The 24,697-nt window shown below is 56.7% G+C and carries 18 protein-coding genes; 6 read left to right on the top strand and 12 right to left on the bottom strand.

Annotated features, from left to right (window positions below):
- Nucleotides 1-7: 7 nt before the first annotated feature.
- Nucleotides 8-880, bottom strand: coding sequence for a uracil-DNA glycosylase family protein (locus C5Y96_RS16915; RefSeq protein WP_105355710.1), 873 nt, complete (start codon nucleotides 878-880; stop codon nucleotides 8-10).
- A 184-nt stretch (nucleotides 881-1,064) separates the two neighbouring features.
- On the opposite strand from C5Y96_RS16915, the gene der reads away from it, so the two are divergent.
- The 3 genes from der to mtnA all read left to right on the top strand — a co-directional run bounded on the left by der (nucleotide 1,065) and on the right by mtnA (nucleotide 4,912).
- On the top strand, nucleotides 1,065-2,522 hold the full coding sequence (der, locus tag C5Y96_RS16920; protein WP_105355712.1) for a ribosome biogenesis GTPase Der: 1,458 nt from the start codon (nucleotides 1,065-1,067) through the stop codon (nucleotides 2,520-2,522).
- 174 nt (nucleotides 2,523-2,696) lie between these two features.
- A complete protein-coding gene (gene ald / locus C5Y96_RS16925; protein WP_105355715.1) occupies nucleotides 2,697-3,803 on the top strand; it encodes an alanine dehydrogenase in 1,107 nt (368 codons plus the stop codon).
- 2 nt (nucleotides 3,804-3,805) lie between these two features.
- The gene (gene mtnA / locus C5Y96_RS16930) at nucleotides 3,806-4,912 is read left to right on the top strand and encodes an S-methyl-5-thioribose-1-phosphate isomerase (RefSeq protein WP_105355717.1); all 1,107 of its coding nucleotides are present in this window, start codon (nucleotides 3,806-3,808) and stop codon (nucleotides 4,910-4,912) included.
- A 25-nt stretch (nucleotides 4,913-4,937) separates the two neighbouring features.
- Here the strand turns inward: mtnA and C5Y96_RS16935 are convergent, their stop codons facing one another.
- From C5Y96_RS16935 to C5Y96_RS16955, 5 genes are all read right to left on the bottom strand, one after another.
- Nucleotides 4,938-5,390 (bottom strand): hypothetical protein, encoded by a 453-nt coding sequence (locus C5Y96_RS16935; protein ID WP_105355720.1) that lies wholly within the window; start codon nucleotides 5,388-5,390, stop codon nucleotides 4,938-4,940.
- A 93-nt stretch (nucleotides 5,391-5,483) separates the two neighbouring features.
- Nucleotides 5,484-6,896, bottom strand: coding sequence for a type I glutamate--ammonia ligase (gene glnA / locus C5Y96_RS16940; protein ID WP_105355722.1), 1,413 nt, complete (start codon nucleotides 6,894-6,896; stop codon nucleotides 5,484-5,486).
- Nucleotides 6,897-7,038: 142 nt separating this feature from the next.
- Complete coding sequence (locus C5Y96_RS16945; protein WP_105355724.1) at nucleotides 7,039-9,681, bottom strand: MMPL family transporter; 2,643 nt, start codon at nucleotides 9,679-9,681, stop codon at nucleotides 7,039-7,041.
- Between the two features lie 152 nt (nucleotides 9,682-9,833).
- On the bottom strand, nucleotides 9,834-11,516 hold the full coding sequence (locus C5Y96_RS16950; protein WP_105355726.1) for a S41 family peptidase: 1,683 nt from the start codon (nucleotides 11,514-11,516) through the stop codon (nucleotides 9,834-9,836).
- A gap of 457 nt (nucleotides 11,517-11,973) precedes the next feature.
- The gene (locus tag C5Y96_RS16955; RefSeq protein ID WP_233198999.1) at nucleotides 11,974-13,809 is read right to left on the bottom strand and encodes a GntP family permease; all 1,836 of its coding nucleotides are present in this window, start codon (nucleotides 13,807-13,809) and stop codon (nucleotides 11,974-11,976) included.
- A gap of 170 nt (nucleotides 13,810-13,979) precedes the next feature.
- Here C5Y96_RS16955 and C5Y96_RS16960 point away from each other — a divergent pair, with 170 nt between their 5' ends.
- A complete protein-coding gene (locus C5Y96_RS16960; protein WP_105355728.1) occupies nucleotides 13,980-14,726 on the top strand; it encodes an SIR2 family NAD-dependent protein deacylase in 747 nt (248 codons plus the stop codon).
- Nucleotides 14,727-15,060: 334 nt separating this feature from the next.
- Complete coding sequence (locus C5Y96_RS16965) at nucleotides 15,061-16,032, top strand: hypothetical protein (RefSeq protein ID WP_105355730.1); 972 nt, start codon at nucleotides 15,061-15,063, stop codon at nucleotides 16,030-16,032.
- Nucleotides 16,033-16,495: 463 nt separating this feature from the next.
- Here C5Y96_RS16965 and C5Y96_RS16970 read toward each other — a convergent pair whose 3' ends face one another.
- On the bottom strand, nucleotides 16,496-17,245 hold the full coding sequence (locus tag C5Y96_RS16970) for a sugar phosphate isomerase/epimerase family protein (protein ID WP_233199000.1): 750 nt from the start codon (nucleotides 17,243-17,245) through the stop codon (nucleotides 16,496-16,498).
- 263 nt (nucleotides 17,246-17,508) lie between these two features.
- On the opposite strand from C5Y96_RS16970, the gene sppA reads away from it, so the two are divergent.
- Complete coding sequence (gene sppA / locus C5Y96_RS16975) at nucleotides 17,509-18,582, top strand: signal peptide peptidase SppA (RefSeq protein WP_233199001.1); 1,074 nt, start codon at nucleotides 17,509-17,511, stop codon at nucleotides 18,580-18,582.
- 63 nt (nucleotides 18,583-18,645) lie between these two features.
- Here sppA and C5Y96_RS16980 read toward each other — a convergent pair whose 3' ends face one another.
- The 5 genes from C5Y96_RS16980 to C5Y96_RS17000 form a co-directional block, all read right to left on the bottom strand.
- The gene (locus C5Y96_RS16980; protein ID WP_158261274.1) at nucleotides 18,646-20,103 is read right to left on the bottom strand and encodes an SLC13 family permease; all 1,458 of its coding nucleotides are present in this window, start codon (nucleotides 20,101-20,103) and stop codon (nucleotides 18,646-18,648) included.
- Between the two features lie 67 nt (nucleotides 20,104-20,170).
- Nucleotides 20,171-20,821, bottom strand: coding sequence for a tetratricopeptide repeat protein (locus C5Y96_RS16985; protein WP_105355734.1), 651 nt, complete (start codon nucleotides 20,819-20,821; stop codon nucleotides 20,171-20,173).
- 105 nt (nucleotides 20,822-20,926) lie between these two features.
- Complete coding sequence (locus tag C5Y96_RS16990) at nucleotides 20,927-22,837, bottom strand: TrkH family potassium uptake protein (protein ID WP_233199002.1); 1,911 nt, start codon at nucleotides 22,835-22,837, stop codon at nucleotides 20,927-20,929.
- A gap of 60 nt (nucleotides 22,838-22,897) precedes the next feature.
- The gene (trkA, locus tag C5Y96_RS16995; RefSeq protein WP_105355737.1) at nucleotides 22,898-24,235 is read right to left on the bottom strand and encodes a Trk system potassium transporter TrkA; all 1,338 of its coding nucleotides are present in this window, start codon (nucleotides 24,233-24,235) and stop codon (nucleotides 22,898-22,900) included.
- 12 nt (nucleotides 24,236-24,247) lie between these two features.
- A complete protein-coding gene (locus C5Y96_RS17000; RefSeq protein ID WP_105355739.1) occupies nucleotides 24,248-24,625 on the bottom strand; it encodes a (2Fe-2S) ferredoxin domain-containing protein in 378 nt (125 codons plus the stop codon).
- Between the last annotated feature and the right edge of the window lie 72 nt (nucleotides 24,626-24,697).

Raw genomic sequence — 24,697 nt, forward strand, 5'->3', positions numbered from 1 at the left:
TTCAGGGCTACTTCGCAGGCTTGGGAATCGCGACCCCCATGTCCTTCAGCATCATCTTCATGTCTTCCCAAACATCCTTCTTTGCCGAAGGGTTCCGCAGCAAATACGCCGGGTGGTACGTCACAACCACCTTGCTGCCACGGTATGGATGAAACTGGCCGCGTAGCTTACCGATCGGGGCCGTTGACTGAAGCAGGTTCGAAATCGCAAATCTTCCCAGGCACACGATGTACTCTGGCTGGACGATTTCTAACTGTCTCTCAAAGTAGGGACGGCAGTTCTCGTTTTCTTCAGTGGTGGGATTCCGATTCCCAGGCGGACGACATTTGAGCGTGTTGAGGATGTACACGTCCTCTCGCTGGAATGTGCATGCCTCGATGATCTGCGTCAGCAATTTACCTGCTCGCCCCACGAATGGTTCACCCAGACGATCCTCGTCCGCTCCGGGAGCTTCGCCGAAAAATGCGATCCGGGCTTTCGGGCTTCCCACGCCAAAGACCGTCTGCGTGCGCGTTTTCGCCAATTCTGCGCAAAGCGTACATCCTGCCACGGTTGCTCGAAGCTGATCGAGTTCTTCCTGCCGCTTCGCCGCCGAAAGCTTGGCATACGCCGCTGGCCATGGCTCGTCGGAAGAACTCGGAAGCACCGGCATCGCAGCAGGTTTGACCGCGGGTTTTGCCGCGGAAATAGTCTCCGTCTTCTTCGGCTTGGGCATCTCGCTGACTCCTTGCGTTACAGGCATTTCCGGTTCGTTTGGGGGTGATGCGACGGGCGTGCTGGGTAGCTCAAGTGCCGCTTGCCTGGCAAGAAACTGCACACCGGACGAGCGCCAGGCCTGGGCCTGTTGAAGAAGAACTCGGCGAATTTCAGGCTCGTCCATGCCGGATGCTGCGGAGTTGGATTTGTCGCTGGGTACTGAGAATTCACGCAGGAATGGGAACGCTAAGAAGTTTTCCCTTACTCAGGCGAGACCTAGCACGTAAAATGAAGTTAATCCATATTAGGGTAAGTAATTCATGCTTTCCTGTCATCCATACTCGCACCCCTGATTGAATTCTGCCCCTATGGCGGTACCCCAAGTAGTTATCATCGGTCGCCCGAACGTCGGTAAATCCAGCATCTTTAACTGGCTTGCCGGGCGACGGCTGGCCATTGTCGACGACGTCGCAGGCGTCACCCGAGACCGTATGGTCCATCTCCAGAAGTGGAACGAACGCTTCTTCGAGATCGTTGATACCGGCGGTATTGGCGTGAATGACGTCGATAATCTTACCGACGAAATCGAACGCCAGATCCAAATCGCCATCGACTCGGCCGATGTCATCCTGTTCGTCGTCGATGTTCGCAGCGGCATGCTTCCGTTGGATCAAAAAGTCGCACAGCGTCTACGAAAGATCGACAAACCGGTCGTGCTGGTCGCCAACAAAGCTGACGCACCGCACATGGATGTCGAAGCCGACCAGTTCTATCGGCTCGGTCGCGGCAAACTGGTTGCCGTCAGCACCCTGCAAAATCGCAACAAGACCGACCTGCTCGATGTGATCGCCGATCGCCTGCCGGACACGGAAGCTTCGCAAGATTCCGAAGGCGAGCATGAAATGAAGGTCGCCATCGTCGGTCGACGAAATGTCGGCAAGAGCACCTTCGTCAATACGCTTGCCCAGGCCGAACGCATGATCGTCAGCGAAGTTGCCGGTACGACCCGAGACAGCGTCGACGTTCGCTTCGAGATGGACGGTAAGTCGTTCGTCGCGATCGATACGCCTGGCCTCCGTCGCCGGGTGAGCGTAAAGACCGACATAGACTACTACAGCACCCACCGTGCCGAGCGCAGCATCCGCCATGCCGACATGACGCTGATGTTCTTCGACGCCTCGCAGCAGATCAGCAAGGTCGACAAGCAACTGGTCCGCTATATCAGCGACGAGTTCAAGCCGTGCATCTTCGTGGTCAATAAGTGGGACCTGTACAACACCCAGATGCCAACCGAGCGTTGGGCGACGTACCTGCACGAGACGTTCCCCATGATGTCGCACGTGCCGATTGCATTTATCACCGGCAAAACGGGCAAGAACGTCAAAACGCTGCTTAATCACGCCCAGATGCTGTACAAGCAATCGCTGTCACGCATCAGCACCGGCGAACTGAACCGGATCTTGAAAGAGATTGTGGCCCACCATCCGCCACCACTGCATAAAAATCGTAAGCCGAAGATCTACTACGCCACGCAAGTTGGGGTGCAACCTCCAACCTTCGTGCTGATGGTGAATATGCCCAAGGCATTTTCGCAGAGCTATCAGCGATACTTGATCTCTTCGTTCCGCGATGCGGTCCCCTTCCCGGAAGTCCCAATCAAGCTTTACCTGAAGAAGCGTGAGTCCGCAGACGAACGGGACGATTTCGGTAAAGTCGGCAAGGCAGACGACGACTCCGAGCATTCCGATGAATTCCTGCCGGAAATCGACGAAGCGGGCGACAGCTCGATTGTCGAACAGTACGACGACGCCAACGAAGAAGCCTGACCCGCTGCGGGGCAAATCGCTTCTTTTAGTTAGGAAACCTTGGCGAGATTTCTCGTAATTTCGTACGTGGAGTGCCATGTCCACATCTGCGTGGACATGTTTCAATAGCGAGTGCCCCTCTTATCCATTTGCGCATCGCACACCGCCTGTTGAAACACACGTAGGGACAACCAGATGATCGTTGGCATTCCCAAGGAAATTAAAAAAGACGAGTACCGCATCGCCATTTTGCCGGTCGGTGCCGAGGAACTGGTTCGCGCCGGGCATACCGTCATCATCGAGAAAGACGCCGGGATTGGCTCAGGCTTAACCAACGAGCAATACCTGGAAGCAGGCGCTCAGCTGGTCGACTCGCCTGCGGCAGTCTTCGCCCAGGCTGATATGATCCTCAAGGTCAAAGAGCCTCAGCCAGAAGAGTTCCCGCTGATCCGACCCGGCCAGATCGTCTTCACCTACTTCCACTTCGCCGCCAGTCGCGAGTTGACGCAAGGAATGATCGATTCCGGTTCGATCTGCCTGGCCTACGAAACACTTCGTGATCGCCGCGGTACCCTGCCACTACTCACCCCCATGAGCGAAGTCGCCGGGCGGATGAGCATCCAGGAAGGGGCTAAGTACCTGGAAAAACCGCAGATGGGTCAAGGTATCCTCCTGGGCGGTGTGCCAGGCGTTGCCCCGGCACATATCACGATCCTCGGTGGTGGTATCGTGGGGGCGAACGCCGCCAAGATCGCCGCTGGCTTCAACGCCGACGTCAACATTCTCGATATCAACATGGACCGTTTGCGTTACCTCGATGACGTGATGCCCCCGAATGTCAACGTGCTGTTCAGCGATCGTCACGTGATTCGCCACCAACTGCAACTGGCCGACCTGGTGATTGGGGCCGTGTTGATTCCTGGGGCGAAAGCCCCCATGCTGGTATCACGTGAAGACCTCAAGCACATGAAGCCTGGCAGCGTGATCATCGACGTCGCCGTCGACCAAGGTGGCTGCATCGAAACCTCGAAACCAACTTCCCACAGCGATCCCACCTACCTGGTCGACGACGTGCTACACTACTGCGTCGCCAACATGCCAGGTGCCGTGGGACGCACCAGCACATTCGCCTTGTGCAACGTCACCCTCCCCTGGGCACTTCGCCTGGCGAACGAGGGAATCGAGAAGTCGCTGGCCGCCTCGCCAGAGCTTCTTACCGCCCTGAATATCCACTCCGGCAAAGTTACCAACCAGGCAGTTGCCGGTACCTTCGATCTCCCCTACCACCCCCTGACTGTTTAGACATGAGCACTTCCTCACCTCAAACGACTGCCCCCGATCCGATTCGTTTTGTCGGGGAAGCGGACGGCCATCTCGTTCTGATCGATCAAACCAAGTTGCCGGTCGACCTGGTTCACGTCGAATGCCGCGATGTCGAAACCGTGTGGGAAGCCATCAAGATGCTGCGAGTCCGGGGAGCACCGGCCATTGGCATCGCTGCCGGGTACGGGGTGATCGTCGGACTACAAACGGCCACCGAAGCGTCGCCGGAAGAGTTCGAGGCCCGCTTCCACGAAGTGGTCGAATACCTGGCAGGCAGCCGCCCTACCGCGGTCAACTTGTTCTGGGCCCTCGATCGCTTGAAGGCCACCTACGCCGCCGAGAAAGCCGCAGGCAAATCCCCCGCCGAGATCCATCAGGCTCTGCTGGCCGAAGCACGCTTCATCCATGAAGACGATCGCCAGGTCTGCCGCGCCATCGGTCGCCATGGCTCCGAGCTCATCCAGTCCGGCAACGGGATCCTCACCCACTGTAACGCTGGCGGCCTGGCCACGGCCGACTACGGCACGGCCCTGGCAGTCATGTTTACCTGCCACGATCAAGGAAAGGCCATCCACGTCTACGTCGACGAAACACGACCGCTACTGCAAGGCTCGCGTCTCACCGCGTGGGAACTGGTACAGCGTGAAATTCCCGCCACGCTCATCTGCGACAACATGGCCGCCCAGGTTATGAAAGAAGGACGCGTAAACGCCGTGATCACCGGCGCGGATCGCATCGCCGCCAACGGGGATTCGGCCAACAAGATCGGCACGTACGGCGTGGCCCTGCTGGCCAAAGCCCACGGCATTCCGTTCTACATCGCCGCACCGATCAGCACGTTCGATCTCACGCTTCCCAATGGCGATGGCATCCCCATCGAACAGCGCGACGCCGTTGAGATCATCCACGGCATGGGCAAGCAGACGGCCCCGGAAAACGTCCAGGTCTACAACCCAGCGTTCGACGTGACCCCAGCCGAACTGATCGCCGGGATCATCACTGAGAAAGGGGTCATCTCACCGGTAACCCCAGAGAACATCGCCCAAACGATTGGCGGTTATCACCCTTCCGGACCCCCTCTCCCTTAGAAGGGAGAGGGTTAGGTTGAGGGATCTATTCTCGGCATCCGAGCTGCTCACGTCGCGGCTTAGGAAACCGTTCACCGTTGATGTAGCAAATCCCGGCACGGAAGAACATTTCACCAAACCACCAGTTCTCGTCCGTGCCTTCCGCAGGCGGAAACTCGCAGGAGGTGTGATAGGTCCACACACCATTGGGATCATATTTCTGAAGGGTCTCTATTACAGTACGGACGTATTCTTCGCTGAGAATCGTATCATTGTAGATCCCGCCGCACACGTGATAACAATCGTCGAAGTCACTGCCGACTCCGAAGTCTTCTCCTACTTGCCATCTGCTTCCTAGAGCCGACTCAATTCCCTCTTGAATTCGAGATATTTCATCTTGAAATCTCTCCTCGTCGTCATCGGTCGGCAGGTCAATCTTTTCAAATGCTTTGTGATATTCGACCGTAAAGTCATCATTCGGCAAGACAACGAATTTCATGAATGATTGCCCGCTCGGCCCTAGTCAAGAAAGGCTGAGTGCCCACACTTAACTGGAAGTCGCGGGCACTCATTTTTAAACGTAAAACCTCTGCTAGATGTCGTAATACAAGCAGAACTCATAAGGATGCGGACGCAGACGAATCGCGTCGGCTTCGTTCTTTCGCTTGTACTCGATCCACGTTTCGATCACGTCCTTGGTGAAGACGTCGCCGCGCAATAGGAACTCGTGATCGGCTGCCAGGGCGTCCAAGGCCTCGTCGAGCGAGCCTGGTGTCTTCGGCACGGCGGCCGCTTCTTCGGGTGGCAAGTCGTAGATGTCCTTGTCCAGTGGCTGACCGGGATCGATCTTATTCTGAATCCCGTCGATCGCGGCCATGGTAATCGCGGCGAACGCCAGGTAGGGATTACAGGTCGGATCAGGGCAACGGAATTCAACCCGCTTGGCCTTCGGGCTGGGGCTGTACATCGGAATACGGCAAGATGCCGAGCGATTCCGCTGCGAGTATGCCAGGTTCACAGGGGCTTCGTAGCCTGGGACCAGTCGCTTGTAGCTGTTGGTTGTGGGGTTAGTGAACGCCAGCACCGCCGGAGCATGTTTCAGCAAACCACCAATCGCGTACAAAGCCGTCTCGCTAAGGCCTGCGTAGCCGCTGCCTGCGAACAGCGGTTCGTTATCTTTCCAGAACGAGAAGTGTGTATGCATGCCGGAACCGTTGTCGCTGAAGACCGGTTTAGGCATGAAGGTCGCCGTTCGGTTGTTTCGCTTAGCGACGTTCTTGATCACGTATTTGTAAATCAACAAATCGTCCGCCATCTTCACCATTTCATTGAACCGCATGTCGATTTCGCACTGACCGGCGGTCGAAACTTCGTGGTGCTGCGCTTCGACGTTCAAGCCACATTCGATCATGGTCTGCATCATTTCGTTACGCAGATCCATCAGCGAATCAGCAGGCGGCACCGGGAAGTAACCTTCCTTGTGACGCAACTTGTAACCGAGGTTCGGCCCTTCGTCGCGGCCGCGGTTCCACTCCCCTTCCACGCTATCGATGTAGTAGAAACCGTGCTGAGGGCGTTGGTCGAAGCGGACGTCATCGAAGACGAAGAACTCGGCTTCCGGGCCGATGAAACACGTATCGGCGATGCCAGTGCTCTTCAGGTAGTTGGCAGCTTTACGGCAGACGTTTCGCGGGTCGCGGGAATAGTCTTCGCGCGTGATTGGGTCTTGAATATTGCAAATCAAAACCAGTGTCGGCAGTTGCGTGAACGGATCGACGAAGGCCGTATCCGGCTGCGGCACCACCAGCATGTCGCTCTCGTTGATTGCCTGCCAGCCGCGGATGCTGGAGCCATCGAAACCGAGGCCATCTTCAAACGTATCTTCGCTGAGGTGGTTCACCGGAATGGTGAAATGCTGCCACAAACCGGGGAAATCCATGAAGCGGAAATCGACCGCTTTCACGTCATTCTCACGGCACAGGGCTAAGACTTCTTTGGGCGTCATGCTTGGGGCTCCCTTTTAAATCGATGGTGACGCTGGGCGGTCAAAACGGGAACCGAGACACCAGTTACCACCTATCCGAGCTAAGTGGCGTCACGATTCCTGCAGGCAACCTCAATATGGCGATTTCACTGCCGCGATTCAATTAGACCGGAAGATTTTCTTCCGGCGGCTGGCCTGCCAGTGCTTGCGGTTCTTCGCGGGAAAAACGATTCATCAGGGCAAGAAAACACGGGAGCATGATCGTGCGGACGACGAACGTATCGAGCAATACACCCACTGTCAGGGCAAATCCAATTTCGATCACCCCCAGCAAGGTTCCCATGCACATCGATGCAAACGTACCGGCCATCACCAGGCCGCAACTGGTAATGATTCCCCCGGTCGTCACCATGCCACGCAGCAGACCCTCACGCTGCCCTAACTTCTTCTGTTCTTCAAACACGCGAGTCGCCAGGTAAACGTTGTAATCCTGGCCGATAGCCGCCAGGATTACGAACAGAAACAACGGTACCTTCCAGTCGAGTGCTTGATACGTGTCGGCGTAGACTGTCCGGAAAAAGAGCTCTGTGATTCCCAGCGTCACGTAGTAGCTGAACAGCACCGAGAGAATCATGTACGCGCATGTCATCGGCCGCCGCAAAATCACCAGCAGCACGAAGAACACCGCCACGATCACCCCCAGCTCGATCCGCTTTTGATCCTGCGTGGTGACCTTCATCAGATCGCGAATCGACGGCGTTGTCCCTTGGATATAGATCTTCGTTTCGTTCCACGGGGGTGGAAGCAAGGCGATTTTTTCGTGAAGGTTAGCTTCGATGTTGTCCATCAGTTTGATCGCATCGTTCGAGAATGGATTGCGATCGGTCAGCACGCGAAATAACGTAATCTTGCCGCTCAGTGCCGGGTCTTGCGCCAGGAAAAACTCCTTTGTTCGGCGATGCTTTCTCAATGTCCACTTATTCAAACCGCGCGAGGAGACCGAGAAATTTGCTGGGCGATCGCCCAGCGGCTGCTCAATGGTAAAGACGCGTTCGACCTTGGAATCGGTCTCGAAAATGGTCTCGGCCAACTGGTTGGTGATGGACTGCCCTTCCGTTTCCGTAAACTGGCCCGCAGAGTTCATCGCCATAATCGTCAGCGGACCGCTTTCGCCCAAGGGAAAATAATCGCGTATCCGTAAGGCGGTCTGCTTTGCCATGCGGTCGTCATCGAGATCACCGAACAAGTCGTACGAGACCTCCACCGCCCTGCCGGTCGTAATTCGCTTGTAAAGACTGGGAAACCCGACGATCCCCAGCAGCAACACCACGACGGTCAACGTAAGACCAGGTCGAGAGCAAACCAATTGAGAAATACGATCCCACCAGCCAGCCGATACAGGGCGGCTTTTCTCGACGAAGGCCTGCGTGTCTCCCCACGGCCAGAACATGATCTGCCCCATGAAACGCATGATCGCCGGAGCCAGGGTCAAACAGGTCAGCAGCGTGATCAACAGACACAGCCCAATCGCCGGTCCGCTATTGCGGTACTTCTCGAAGTCGGCGAAAAACATCATCCCCAGGCCGACCACGGTTGTCATCGCGCTGGCCGTCAGGGCCTCCCCTACCCCGGCCAAGGCCCTTGCAATTGCCGAGTCGTGATCGCGGCAGTTAGCCAGTTCCTCCCGGTAACGTCCGATCAAAAACAGGCAGAAGTCGGTCCCTGCCCCAAACAAGATCACGACGATAAAGATACGCGACGTCTTGAAGACCTTGAAATCAAACCATTCCATCCCTGGCAACAGATGCACCTGGGTTAGCAGCGCAACCAGCCAGGACGAAATAATGAACGACACCGCAATCGAAAGCAGCGGCACCGTCAACAGCATCGGCGTGCGATAGATCAACAGCAGGATGATGATCACCAACAAAATCGTGTAAAGCTCGGTATTGGCGATACTTTCTTTCGCCGCCATGAGCATTTCACCACCAATCGCCGCGTTACCGGTCACGCCGATATCTAGATGTGTGAGCCCTGCTTCCTGGGCCCGCGTGCGCCACGTTTCGACGTACTGGGTCGCCTCTTGCAGAACGCGAATGTTGTCGGTCGCCATGAACTCGTTCCGCGACTCGACGACAATCAACACGGCGTGGCCGTTCTTGCTGGTCAGCATGCCTCCGCGGATCTCCGTGTGCCGCGTGAGAACGTCAAACTGATTCCAGTTGAACACACTTTCTGGAACCAGACCCAATGTTTCGTCTTTCAGCTCCGGATGGATGAACGTGGCCTGATATTGGTACTGCTGCGCCTCGTCGACATCGCCAACCTGTTGGTTCGCATAGGCCATGTTCCACAGCGGCTGCCAATTCTTGCGGTCCAACAGAGCCGACTCGTCCCATGCATCTATGGCATACTGCACCTGCGGCGGCAGCTTGCCATCTGGCTGTTTTTGCTGGTTCGTTTCGTCAGATATTGCTTCCCGATATAGCATCACCCCTTGGGCGTTTTGCAGCGGCGAGGCCATATTATCCGCGAGCCGCAGGTCATCCTCGGTCAGCGGCTGATCCTTCCGGCTGATGGCGAACACCAGTTGGCTTTTGGCTTGTCGATGGGGAAAGGCTTCACGAAAGAGTCGTTCGGCCTCGACGCTGGGCATCCCGGCCGGTAAGAAGGCCAGGTCTCCGTCCAGCGTCACGTCATTCCAGTGCGGCGGCAGAAGAGCCGCTACGAGAGTTAAGACCGTCCAAAAGCAAAGGATGGCTACGGGATAGCGAACAACGAACTTCCCTAGCTTTTGGAAAAACAAGATGCGAGGCCTTCGCCACGAGTCATACGAGCAGAGTGCTGAGCCACATTCTGCGTGGCTTACCCAACCCAATTAATCGTAGCGGCCAGCTTAGACGTCGCCAACCAGACACTGCCACCCCACGGGTGGCAGTCATTTCAGCGCCAATCGCGTTAGCGTTGGTCTTGAACGCGAGTCGACAACCCAGGCACACCCAACAGTTGCCGGGCAGCAACCAGGCCAGCATCCACCACAGGATCGGCTTGCGAAGTGGCCTGCTCGACGGCAGCTTTCACTTCGGAAAGATCAGGCTTGCCAGCGACGCGAACGTTAACGTCCGGAGTCACACCGTTGCGGCTGATTGCACGGCCACTGGGGGAGAAGAACTTAGCCGTGGTCAGGCGAAGCCCCGTTCCGGCGGTTGCCAGCGGGAAGATCCCCTGCACCGAGCCTTTGCCGTAGCTACGCTGTCCGACAACCGTTCCGCGGCGATGATCGCGAATCGCACCGGCGAAGATTTCGCTGGCACTAGCCGAGTTCGCATCGATCAGCACGACCAGCGGCACTCGCCAGGTACCTGGCATGTGGGCGGTGTAATCGAAGTCTTCCCGAGCGTTACGACCGCGGGTCGAGACGATCGTGCCTTGTTCGACGAACAGGTCGACCATGTCCACGGCAGCCGTCAGCAAACCGCCTGGGTTACCGCGAAGGTCGACGACCAGGGCTCGCATCCCATCGCGGTGCAGCCTCCACATTGCCTGGCTCAGATCGGCCGGGGTGTTCTTCTGGAAACTCGTAATCTTCAAGTATCCGATCTTCGACTCGTTGTCGATGATGTGAATGTTATCGACGCTGGGCACTTCCACGCGATCGCGACGAACCATCATATCGCGGGCAGGTTGATTCGGACTGACCACGGTCACGCGGACGCTCGAACCGATCGGGCCCTTCAGCATGTCGGCAGCTTTGTCGGTCGAAATCACTTCGCACTGGTGACCGTCGACGGCGATAATGCGGTCGCCCGAACGGATACCCGACTGATGAGCAGGGCTTCCTTCGATCGCATGCACGATCAGCAGATTACCCGAGTCGGCTTTCAGTTCGACACCCAGACCGACGAAGTTACCTTCGATCTGCGAGTAAACTTCGGTCAGCTGATCTTGCGTGAGGAAGCTGGTATAAGGATCGAGCGAAGCAGCCGTACCACAAGCGAATTCGAGAATCGTTGCGGTTGGCTTCACGCCCAGGTTTTGCCACATTAGTTCGGCGGCGTAATTAGCCATTTCAACGGCTTGCTGCGGCGAGCTGACGTTCTGCCAGTTCACGTTTTCGTTCAGCATGCGTCGGACCTGGTCGATTCGGTTGCGGTCGACGTCCTTCAGGTTTTTGCTGTTGAAAACGTCTTCCTTCAGGGCCACGTCCAACTGCTTGACGCCTTCGCGACTGATATCGCTCCAGCGGGGCGAATCGACATAGCTGGCTTGGACCTTACGCAGAACCTCGTCGTACAGACGCAGCGAATCTTCGCGCGACATCGTTTCGACCGAGCGAATGAAGCTTTGGTCGGTATAACGGCGGCCGACATCATAGTGCAGGCGAGCCAGGTTCGCCTTTCGCTGCACGCTGGAATCAAAACCGTGCAACCGCAGTGCATCTTCGTAGAAGGTAAGTGCTTCGCCCCAACGGCCTTGGCGTTCGAGTTGTTCGCCATTAGCGATGACTTCGCGAACGGCGGTCTCGTCGATGCGAGCTTCGTCGGGAATCCGGACCTGACTGTAGACAGTCGCCGGAGCCAAACAGAGCAGGGCGATCAAAAGAACAATCGCCGACTTGGTTGATTTATTTACTGTGTGCATGATCCGTCGCAGCGTCCAGTGTCCAACGTCACCAGCTACGACGCGATAATCATCAGTCCCATTGAGAACATGGAGTGGACTGACAGCGGGTCGAAGTACCGGCAACTGGGGGGAGTAAATCTCGTGAAGGACGGGCCATCATTTCGACCCAGTCCACTATAGATCACGAAAATGCCCTGGTCAAAAAATCGACGACCCTTTTTGGCGGGATATTTTCCCTAGAAACGCTACAGCCTGACTTCCGGGTTCCGGTGAGTCGGGTTGAGCCTAATTTCGAGTTTTGCGTCGATCGCGCTTCCTGGCGCTGCGGTACTTCCTGAACCGATCCTACTTCTGGGCTTCCTATCGCACTGTATTGTATGCAGGAGGCCCTCAAAAGGTTCGTTTTCGGGGCAAAAACGGCTGAAAATGGCCGAAAGTGCCAGCATTGATGGCGAGATTAAACCGTCTCGGCAAACTATACCAACGGCAGAACGATAGCCATTAGCACCGCACACGTAAAGCTTGTGGCTCCCAGTACCATCAAAAGGGGAGTCCACGTTTTGAGCGCCTCGACTTCGGTCAAACCGCTCATCTTGGCGAAAATCCAGAACCCGCTGTCGTTCATCCAAGATCCGAACAGCGACCCGGCCCCAATGCTGACCGCCAGGTATACCGGGTGAAAGCCGAGAACTTCCGGGTTGGCCAGGCTCACCAGCATGCCGCTCGAGGTGATCATCGCCACGGTGCTCGAGCCTTGGGCGATCTTCAACACCGAAGCAATGCCAAAGCCCAAGAACAGAATCAGCAGTTTGGCCGAAGCGGCGTCCGAGCCGATCGGGAACATGCTCTGAATCGCTTCCCCGACGTTCGCCACCGTCAGCATTGCACCGAACGCCCCACCAGCGGCCGTAATCAAGATGATCAAGCCACCACTCATCAGCGAGACCTCGACCGAAGTAGCCAACTCTTTCAGCGACAACGACCGCTGCACGGCCAACGTCCACATGGCAATGATTGCCGAGATCAGCAGGGCGAAATTCGGATCTCCCAGCATCGACGTCACGTTGGCCGCTTCTCGCGTCCGGGTTCCCCACTGGTAAGGCTTAACCACGTCCTCATCGTAGGCCGACTGCAACACTTCGCGGTTCATCCGCTCGGCAGTCACCGGTGCCATACGGGCCGGGTTCGAGCCAGCCAGCGACATCGCCGTGCTGGAAAGATTCATTCCCAGAAACGCATCTCGGTTCTTGGGAAAGCTCTTGTCTAATAACAGGTAACGATTCAGCCCCGCGCGAAGTTCGTTTTGCTCTTCGCCGTTGAGATCGCCTGATTGCAGTAGCAACTCGGCAATGCGCACTCGTTCTTCATCCCGTCCGTTGCCGCGAATGGTTGCCAACACATGCTTGCCGAAGTTGTTCTCGGTATCAGCGGCTTCGTCGCTTTGAATCCGCCCACGAAATGCAGTCCAGTCGACGATATCTCCCTCGCGCAGCTGCGCTGCACGTTCGGCGTCGGCCATCGTGGTCAGCACGGTGTTGGTCGAAATCAAAATCACCGGCAACAAAACCGGGGCCAGCGATATCCACAGCGAAGGGAGCTTGTCGTCCGGAATCGCTTCCGGTTCTGGCTCGCTTCCCAGCGGACGCATCGGCAATGGCATCAAGCGGTTCATGAACGACGAAAACCACAGCCCGGCACACGCGGCCGGAAAGGCGATCATCGCCCCGATCAAAATCATCAGGCCTTTATCAACGTTCAACTGATCGGCCACAACCAGCGGACCTGGTGTGGGCGGCACCAGCGTATGCGTAATACAACCACCGGTGGCAATCGCCATCACGTACAGCAAATAATTCTTCTGCGTCTTGCGAAACATCGACCGACCCAGCGGCACAAGCAAGTAGAAGACCGTATCGAAGAAGACCGGCACCGCCAGCACGAAACCGCTTCCCATCAGCGCGATCGGCGAACGCCTTTCCCCAAAGACTGACATAAAAGCCCGAACCACGCGGTCAGCCGCGCCACTATCTAACATGCATTTGCCAATGATCGCCGCCAAGGCAATCACAATACCGACGCCGCCAGCCGTTCCGCCAAACGACGAAGCAACACGCGCAAATTTGTCTTGGATCGGGCCATCGGCCATCAAGCTGACAACCATCGCCGCGGTGATCAGTGCCAGAAAGGCATTGGCCCGCATGATGATGATCAGACCGAGAACGGTCGCCATGCCCACAAACAGACAAAGCAAGGAATATTGGTTGGGCGTGATCGCGGATTGAGCGAAGAGAGAGATATCAAACGGAGTCATTCCGGGGATCTCGACTAGCTGGGGCAGGGCAGGGGAGTCATACGAAAAGCTTTCTTTTCTTCAAGAAAGATTTCGTTGAAGATGCCATAACTCTATAGCAAATACAAGTCTTCCCCCACCGATCGACGGTACGATGAGCCAATTGAATCCACTTTTTTGGGGAAACACGCATGTCATCCGGAATTGAGCTGACCGCTAACTGGCTTCGCCGCGCGAAATCGGCCGTTGTGTTCACAGGTGCCGGAATCAGCACCGAAAGTGGCATCCCAGACTTTCGTTCGCCAGGAGGTGTCTGGTCGAAGTATCGCACCGTCTACTTCGACGAGTTCTGTCGTTCCGCCGACGCACGCCATGAATACTGGACGCAAAAGAGCGAAGCCCACGTTGAGTTTGCCGCCGCCAGCCCCAACATCGGCCATCAAACGATCGCCAAGTGGGAAGAGCAAGGACGCATCCGCGGCGTGATCACACAGAACATCGATGGCCTGCATCAGATCGCTGGCAGCCGCGATGTGCTCGAACTGCACGGCACCGCGCGTGAAGTGACCTGCCTGGACTGCAACTGGCGTTCGCCCGTCGATCCACTGGTCGAACAGTTTCGCGCTACCAACGAAGTCCCCCTTTGTCCACAGTGTGGCGACGGACGGCTGAAGCACGCGACGGTCTCGTTCGGACAAGCCTTACCCGAGTTGGTCCTCAACCGCGCGCACCAGTGGTGCCTGGACGCCGACCTGGTAATCACCGTCGGTTCGTCCCTGGTCGTCTACCCAGCCGCAGGCCTGCCCGAAGCAGGCAAACGCAGTGGAGCCAAGCTGGTCATCATCAACCGAGACGAAACGGGCCTCGACACCATCGCCGACATGCTCATCCCCGACAGTTGCGGCGAAGCCCTAGCCGCCATAGACGCAGCGCTATAGCACTCTTGCCCCTCTCCTTAAATAGCAGCCAACAACCTCCCGTCCTCTCGCCCCGCCGGGAAGAGGGCCAGGGTGAAGGGCGAACCAGGGACACGCTTTCAAATTCAAGAGAAGACAACCGCGGATGACGCAGATCTACGCGGATAAGAGCACACAAAAACTATCTTCCAAAAAATCTCCCCCAAACATTTGACATGTATACACATGTTCACATATCTTAGGGAAACCCCTGCGATTCCCCCTCGAATCCAGGACCGGGAAACAGATCCCCCGGGTACCACCCTCAAGTCTGCTTGGGCGTGCGAACACCGTTTTCACTCGACCCACAAGAAAAATGTCCCATCCCGAACAACAACCTGAACAACACGGAGCCGGCCATCACAGCCAGACTCCGCAGGTTGCCGTGCGCGATGGGAACCGCCTGATCTGCCCCTGCTGTGGCGAAGTCCTGATGGTCATCCCCGATCGCCCGATCGAAGAGATGACCATCTTCCAACAGGCCAACCAGGTCCGGGTCTCCCCCAAAGGGGACCCGCGGCGAACGTGCGCGGCCCTGGAAGAAATGATTGCCCGGCAAGAGGCCGAAGAACGGGGCGATCACAAACCTCCGCAAGAGGAAGAACCGCCGCCGGAACCGTTCGTCTACGTGCCAGACCCCAACCGGCTAACGTACCGGGCCGACCCGCTCGTCGAACCGATCGATCCCGAAGTCGCCGCCCACCAGTTCCCCGACATGCGACCTCCCTGGGTCGTCCCCCAGGCAAAGAAACCGCGAAAGACCCCTGCGTACCGAGCACCCCGTGAACGCGACGACAATACGCGCGAACGGGAATGGCAACTGCGGCGCATGAAACGCCCGCCCGAAGAGGCGTGGACGTACGAGTTGGCCAGGCTCTATGCGTGGACCTATTACCGATTGCAGAAACTCGACAGGCAACTGCAGGGCGAGATCTGCGCGAAGCAAGTCGAGTTGGATCGGTTGGAACAAGAGTTGTTCGAGTTGAACCCGGAACTCCAGCCCTTCAAAACGCAACCACGACAAGTGGCGCTAACGGCAACACGTTTGCTAAGTGAAGCGAATGCGAACGCCCCGACATGTAATGCGAGCGAACTGCGAACCGGCGCTCCGCACGCCCAAGCAGACTTGGACGTGGCACCCGGGGAATCGTCTGGTGTGTCGTCCGAAACGTTGAGCAACGTTTCATCTGGCGAGTTGGTTCACGCGTCATCTGCCAAGCCGATCGACGAGCCGACCGTCGAGTTTAAACACGAAACGCCTCATGCCAACGAACGCGGCCCGCCGTGACATGTCAGCTCCAACGGAGCGACCGCTAATAGCCAGGGGCGGCAGCCCCTGGAAAGCGATCGAATCAAAAACATCTTAAGCCCTGAAAGGGCGGCCGAACCGGTGCGCGCACACTCGGCCACCCCTTTGGGGCTTGGGACTCGTTGTTGGTGGCACGGGTACCAGGGGTTTCCACTCCTGGCTATGAACGGTCGCCCCTTTGGGGCTGGCGAGAAGAAGATTGCGCGCGAACATGGCGTTGCCATAATGGACCGCAACAAATGCGATCTCCATCTCAAAGGCCGCGGGTTAGCGTTGTATCTGGTGCGACTGGCTGCGCTGTTCGCTTCCTACGTTTTCCATTGGAATGCCTGCTGGCGAAACACACCCTCACTCTCTCCCCGCCGGGGCGAGGGGATCGGATTTGTGCGCGCGTCGAGTATTGCAGGGCTACGACGGGGCAGGGGAGATCGAAAACTCGCTCTTACAGCAAGCTTTCCAGCAGCAGGCGGATCTTTCGCATTTCTGCCATCTGGTCGGTATCTGGCAGCGGCGGCATATGCACCGTGAGGGCTCGTTTGTAGCCGATTTGTTCGAGCTGTTGGATCAGGCGGCCGTATTCGACTTCGCCTTGGCCGACGCGGACGTGCATTTCGCTTTTGCTGGTATCGCGAAGATAGACGTGACGGACGTACTTCAGCACCTTGTCGTAGCTCTTCACGCCGTCCTCGCGGCAGATGAAGTGGCTCGGATCGAGCGTAATGCCGAGGCCTTTCACGTTGTCGCACAGGACCTGGATCGTGTCGCAGTCTTGCGACAAGCAGCCGACGTGCGTGTGCATGCTGGTGACAATCCCTTCGGTGGCGGAAATCGCGACTAGCTCGCGCAGGTGTTCAACCTCTTCGTTGAAGGGGGTACCAAACTCACCGCTGGGGACGGTGATCGAAGCAACCTTGACCGCTTTGGCCAACTTGCAGATCGCTTCGTACTCGACGTAACGATCATTTCCCTGGGCGCTGGAAAGTAAGCGAAAATTGGAAATCACCAACCGCTGCGTGTCGTGACAAATGTCGATCGCGCGCTGCAGGTTGTTAACCACATCAGAAGGGCGCAGATGCTCGCTGTTTTCGTCCAGCGTCATATCGACGGCGCTGAACTCTAAATCGACCAGCTTTTCCATGCACTCACGCAGGGGTAACTCGGGAAAACACTCGGTCGACGCGGAAACGAACACGGCTCCACTCCTTTAGCTTGCCTGGGGATGTTCCGATTGGGATAAACGCAGATCCGTTACAATCCGGCGTAGCTTACCGGTATTAGGGGCAATTTGACAACACCAGACTCCCAACCGGTCGCAAATTGCCTCAATTGCCGGTAGTTTTGCCCCCTCAAATTGCCACGAGACCACCGGAACGTAGAATATCAGTGCCTGTGGTCCCCCTTTGGCGCAGGTCTTTGAAGTCGATTCCTCATTCAACAAGGCAGGACCTACACAATATGGCCAATCAAGATTCCTCGGACATGGTCCAACCGATTCATAACCAGCCTCAGCCGATCATCATCCAGAACCACCACCACGGCAGCATTTTGTGGCGAATCGCCGCAGCGATTGGCTGGCTGGGGCTGTTCTTTTGCGTGCCGATCATCCTGGGCCTGATGATCAGCTCGGCCAGCTACTACAACACCACCGAAGGGGTCTCCGAAAAATTCTTCGCAGGCAGCAAAACGGCCAGCGATAAGATCGCCGTGATCAACGTCACCGGAGTCATCATGGAAGGGCATGGTTACGTCCGCAAACAGATCGACCTGGTGCGTGAAGACAAAGACGTGAAAGCGGTCGTCGTTCGCGTTGACTCGCCTGGCGGCACCGTGACCGGTTCCGACTACATCCTGCATCACTTGAAGAAGCTCAAAGAAGAACGCGACATTCCGCTGGTTGTCAGCATGGGTGCGATGGCGACTTCTGGTGGTTACTACGTAGCGATGGCGGTCGAAGATGAAGAAAATTCGATCTTCGCCGAACCGACCACCACCACCGGTTCGATTGGTGTGATCATTCCACACTACAACGTCGCCGGTTTGATGAAAGAGTACAACATCGAAGACGACTCGATCATGAGCCACCCACGTAAGCAAATGCTGACCATGACCCGTGAAATGTCAGAAGAGCATCGTGAGATCTTGCAGGAATACGTGAACCAGGCCTTCACGCGTTTCAAAGACATCGTCAAAGAGGGACGCCCAGCGTTTGAGAAGGACCCCGAAAAGCTCGATGTCCTGGCCACCGGCGAAATCTTCACCGCCAACCAGGCCCTGGATAACGGACTGGTCGACCAGATCGGCTTCATCGAAGAAGCCATCGACCGGGTCGCCGAACTAGCCGACATCGACCCCAAGAAGACCCGCGTGGTCACCTACGAACAGCCTGCTGCGTTGTTCGACCTGGGGCTCGCCCAGAACCAGGCCCTGAGCTACGACAAGTTACTCGAAATGTCGGCCCCCAAGGCATACTATATGTCGAGCTATCTGCCCCCAGTGGTCAGTTCGTTCCCCTTCGGCCGATCGAAATAAGCGATTGCCCGCAGAATTCACCAGAAGGAAGACTGCCAGTCAGTCTTCCTTTTTTGTGGGTCGTCAGATCAACATCCGCCCCAGCAACAACACCGTGGCGGAAACAAGAATGATCGAGAGGATGTTCAGCACAATCCCGGCCTTGATCATGCTGCCAATCGGCACCCTGCCAGAGCCGTAAACGATTGCGTTAGGTGGCGTGGCCACCGGCATCATGAATGCACAGCTTGCCGCCAGGGTCGCAGGCACCAGCAGCAATAGCGGCGGAACACCCAGTTCCTGCGAGGCACTGCCCAGCACAGGGTTAAACGTCTGTACGCTGGCCAGGTTCGAGGTGAACTCGGTCAACCATACCATGCCGGTCGCCGTCACGATGACCATCATCGATTCCGACATATTGCTCATCACATTGGCCATGTGCGACCCGAGGTAAAGGTCGAACTTCGAGGCGTTCACGGCCTGGGCCAAAGCAATACCGCCGCCAAACAGCAGCAGCACCCCCCACGGCACCTTTACGGTCGTGCCCCAATCGAGCAGCGGTCCGTGCTCTTTGCCGCCGCGCGGGATGACGAAGCACAGGATGGCCATCGCCATAGCAGTGGTGGCATCGCTGACGAACGTGTGCCCGTTTTCGTCGACGAAATAAATTCCCCAGCCCCAGCCCTCGACCGGCTCTCGTAAGATCCACAGCAAAGCGGTAGCGAAGAAGATGATGCCCGAACGCCATTCTCCAGCGTGAATTGGTCCGAGCTTATGCAGTTCGTCGGCGATCACCGTTCGTCCGCCGAGCGAATCGGAGCTTTGCACCGGGAAAAGCATATAGGCCAGTACACCCCACGTGATCAGCATGAAGACCAGCGAGAAGGGGAGGGCCATCAGCATCCACGACAGAAACGAAATCTGCGGCAGATCTGGATAGTTTTGGCTATAGAACGAGGAGAACGCGATGTTCGGCGGCGTACCGACCAGCGTGGCCACGCCGCCAATACTGGCCGCATAGGCAATGCCCAGCATCAAGCCAATTCCCAAGTTCCGCCGAGCAGCGGGATCGGTCAGCCGCATATCGGCCACGGCCAGAATACTTCCGGCAATCGGCAACATGAGCAGCGTCGTGGCAGTGTTCGAGATCCACATCGACATCAGCCCTGTCGCGACCATAAACCCCAATAGCAGCTTCGCCGGGTTGTCTCCCATGACGTACACAATCGAAAGAGCCACGCGGCGATGCAGCCCCGAACGCTCGATGGCCAGGGCCACCAGAAAACCCCCGAGAAACAGAAACACGTTCTGATCGCCGTAGCTGGCGGCAACATCTTTGACCGACTGAATTCCCAGCAACGGAAACAATACCAGTGGCAGTAACGACGTCGCGGCGAGTGGGGCCGCTTCGGTCAGCCACCAGACACCCATCCAGACGAATGCTCCAGCGATGGCATTGAGCTGCGGCTGTTGAGGATCCAGGTAATACCCCAGCCCAGGCGACAACCACAGGGTAAGCGCGAATGCGGGGCCCAACCACAATCCGATCCTGGCTGCCAAGGTCGGGCGTGGCGCGGTATCACTGGTCAATGGAGGTCCTCTTTACAGACTAGAAGTTGCCCGAGATCTCGACGCGAAGCTGACCACGATTGTCTTCGTTGTTCACGTCGTGCATCTTGAGCAGCAAACGACCCGTTTGAGGAACGTTCATTTGCTTCTGGGTACCGATGGTGAAAGGGACCGTATCTTTATCAGGCGTGGCCGATTTAGCAACAACCCCAATCAGTGATCCGAGTTTGTAATCCCGGATTTCTCGGGGTATCTCCAAGCCATTGGCATCACTTTCGTGAACCAATAGCCACATTCCTTCGGCGCGAAATGCGATTGGGCTCCCCTCGGTGACATCAATCCCGGTGTCTTGCCAGCCTTCTTTCGCTTCGATTGTGACGACCTTTTTGTTGGCATGCGAGAGCTCGCCGTTGATCACTTTCAACTTTTCAACAGCCGGTTTGTAGTTGGGAACCAGCTTGAGGACTTCGCCGAAAACGACGCGGGCCTTTTCCCAATCCTTCTTGCGTGCGTACTCATCACCCAGTTTCTCGGCCTTGGTGACGAACTCGCGATGAAGATCGACCAGGCGTGGATCGGTAGGTAGTTCCAGCGGCTCTTCCTTCGGCGGCTGCTGAGGACGTCGCTGGGCGAAAACATCGGTCGGGCATAGACCAATCACCACGAACAATAAAAAAAGGGGAAGTCGCATTGGGGTAATCCTCACGAGAAGCGCGCTGGAGCAAGACACTATTTAAATTCTAGCTCGTACCCCTTGCAAGTGTTTGGCGAAGATACCCCGTTTGCCCGGCGATTTCTAACGAGAACGCCAGAATCGCGGCATAAACAGTACCAATACCGCAAAGATTTCCAGTCGTCCGATCATCATCAGCGCGGTAAACAGCAGCTTGGTCCACGACGTAAAGTTCGCGTAATTCTGCGTCGCCCCGATAATCCCCAAGCCTGGTCCCACGTTGTTCAGCGTGGCCGCGACAGCCGTAGCGCTGTCGATCAGCTTGTGTTCAATGTGTTCTTCCGACGCACCCCAGGTCGAGTCCGGCTCGAGCGTCACGACCGACAACCAACCAAAAACAAACAGCACGAGAATCAACGAGAAGTAAATCAAGATATTCGTTTGCAGTTCCGGATCATCCACCGGCCTACCGCCTAGTCGCAGCGGACGCACGACCGTCGGGTGATACGACTTTTCCAACTGCAGAAAAAGGATCTTGTGGAACAAGATATGGCGAATCACTTTCAAGCCACCGCCCGTACTGCCTGCACAGCCACCGACGAACATCAACAGAAACAGAACGCCGCGGCCAAAGCTATTCCATTGGTCGAAGTCATGCGTGCCGTAACCGGTTGTCGTGATGATCGAGACCACCTGAAACAATCCGTACCGCAGTGCGTAGAGGAACTCTGAAACGAACGACGTCTCGGGATCGATGATGAAGTCATCGTAGAACATGCCAAAGGTCATCACGGCGATCGTGACACCGACGATGATGCCCATGTAATAACGCCACTCGATGTCACCGATCAAGCGATACGCCTGACCAATCATCATGAAGTAAAGCAGCGTAAAATTGGTGCCTGCCAAAACCATGAAAACGATCACGACGTACTCGATCCAGGCACCACTGACCGGATCGGCCTGGACAAAGTGCCCCAGGCTGGCGTTGTAGGTACTGAAGCCACCAGTAGCGAGCGTACCGAACGCATGGCACACCGCGTCGAAGAAGTTCATACCCAGCAGCCACAGAAGGACGGTCAGCACAAGATTCAGCCCGCAGTACAAACCGGCAAACATCCACGCCGTATGCTGCATACGTGAATGCGAACCTTCCTTGCTGGGACCTGGCATTTCGTTCCGCATGAGCGCCTTGCCTGCCGAGCCTTGCCCGAGGATGACCACGAAGAGCACGATGATCCCCAAGCCGCCGAGAAAGTGCGTACTGCTTCGCCAGAACAACACGCAGTGCGGGATGCTGACCGGGTCTTCCAGGTCGGCAATCACCGTCGCTCCGGTGGTGCTGAAGCCTGATTGCGATTCGAAAATGGCATCGGCGATGCTCATCGAAACGGCGCGAACTCGATAGTGATAGCGGCGATCCAGCGGGGCGTCTTCATCTTCGTCCGGCTCGATCAACGCACCACGCCAGTGCGGCAGTTCGCGCAGTTCGTCGAAGACCTCGTCGAACGGTCGCTGGGGGGCTTCCCCCTTGGTGAGCAGCTTGACCTTGGCATCGTACTGCTGGGCCAGTTTCTCTTTCGAGAGGCCCCGCGCTCCGGCAGCGACCAGCGACTGCACCAACGCGTACTGGTCTTCGGAAAGGGGCGAAACGACGTCGCGGTACACCAGCGGCGCATGCTTGTTCGACTCGAACAGTCGCACCGACAGCTTGTTGCAAGATCCGGACAAAACATACGGCATCGCACCCAGAATGGTGGCGATCAGCCAGCTGAGCCCCACGACCGCCATCGCCTCGCGGCGATAGAGTTCCCCCTTCGAGTTGCGTCCAATGCGCCAAAGGACAGCCCAGCAAATGATGCTCAGCAGAATGGAATAAACGAGCCCAAGAAATCCGTGTGTTTCAAACTGTTGAAAGTTCTCGTCCGTACGATGCCCGATCGTAGGCCAGGCCCACGGCAGGCTGAAGACCATCGTCACCCCGATAATCAGGCAGACGATCGACAGAAGTCGGCACACCAGGCGGTAATTCATGTTGCTGCTAGTTAGGTGTTGCCAGGACGAATGCGTAAACGGGAAACGAACAGACCACGGTTAATCTTCGAACAACTTGACGACCCCATCCAGGGTCGACTCTTCCACCAATACGACCACCGTGTCGCCGGGGGTAAGTCGATCGTCGGCCGATGCGACACGGACATAGTCGGAACTCATAATCGCCGCGATCAAACAGTGGGGCGGCAACTTGAGGTTGGCAATCACGTGCTCGGTCGCTTCCACGCCTGGCATGACCTCGAACTCGACAATCGCGATGCCGCCGCCAGGCAGGTTCTTCTTGGAAATGATGGGGCCGCTGTTGAGCAAACCCAGCACTTGCCGAGCGACCACGTTCCGAGGGCTCACCGCCAGGTTGATTCCCAGCTTCTCGACCACGTTGGCGTAGTCAGGACGCTGGACAATAGCCATGCACTCTTTAGCACCAATTTCTCGTGCCTCGACACAGGCCATGATATTGTTTTCATCGTCGCCGGTACACGCCACAAAGACGTCCATATTCCCGACGCGTTCCTCTTCCAGGATTGCCCGGCGGGTCGCATCGGCGTGAACAACCGTCGTGAATTCGAGCAAGCGCGAGAGGAACTCGCAGCGTTCCATGTTCTCTTCCATGAGGGTGACATGGTAACGCTGACCTTCCAGCATACGAGCTAATGCCAGGCCGGTTTCACCACCACCGGCAATCACCACCGATCGGATCGGTGTAGCTTTGACCTGGAACTTCGATTTGACCGAATCGATTTCTTCACGCGTGCCGATCAACGTGATGTGGTCGCCCAGTTCGATCGAGTTGCCTGCACCGGCGATCCAGGTTTTGCCTTGCCGCTGAATCGTGCCAACACGCACCCCCTTGGGTAGCTTCACTTCTTTGAGCGGCTTGCCGATGGCAGGTGCCGCGTCGTCGCAAATGATTTCCTGGACTTCGAGTTCACCGCGAGCAAAGTTCTCGAGCACCGCACTGCCTGGCGAGCGAATCGCGCGGACGAACTCGACCGCCGAAAGATGCTCGAGGCTCAAAAAGCGATCGATGCGAAAGTGCCGCTGATAATCGAACGTACTAAGGTCGCGAAACACGCGGCCATAAACACGCGCCACGCAGCGTCGGGCCCCCATCGCTTTGGCCATGCTGGCGGCCACGATGTTCACTTCGTCGTCGCCGGTCACTGCCAGGCACAAATCGCAGCCGATAATCCCGGCTTGAAACAGAATGGCCGACTCCGATGCCGAGCCGTGGATGGCACGGATATCGAGTTCCGCGTTGATGATACGTACCGTATCGACGTTCGATTCGACGACCGTCACGCTATGGTTATTGCGACAAAGCAAGTCCGCAATCCACGTACCGACCGTTCCCGAACCCAGAATTACGATTCGCATGGATGATCGCCTCTAGTTTGAAGGGGAAGGTGCGGAAGACTCTGGTTCGCAATTCTTCGCGGCCTTGCCACATCTCAGTCTTTCGCTGGGGATCAGCAAATCTTCCAGAACTTTTCCCCCGAGAATCGTTTCGTGAATGATTCGCTCGGCATCTCCCTCGGTCACACCACCGTACCAGATGGCCTGGGGATAGATCACCACAACCTGACCGTCATCGCATTGATCGAGACAACCAGAGTCGTTGGCACGAACCTGGGCTTTCAATCCCAGGCTTTTGATCTCTTTTTTGAGGGCAGCCCGCAGTTTGGCAGAGTCGTGCTTCCCATCCCGTAGATGCTTGGGAGGCTTGCATTTATTACAGACAAAAATGTGATGCGTAAACTTTGACATACAACACGAGGTGAAAACACTCGGAAGTTGCTTCCCAAGGAAAACAACGGAAAGTTTACCATCCTACGATTT

Origin of the sequence: Blastopirellula marina, from assembly GCF_002967715.1 — a bacterium.
Lineage (GTDB): Bacteria > Planctomycetota > Planctomycetia > Pirellulales > Pirellulaceae > Bremerella > Bremerella marina_B.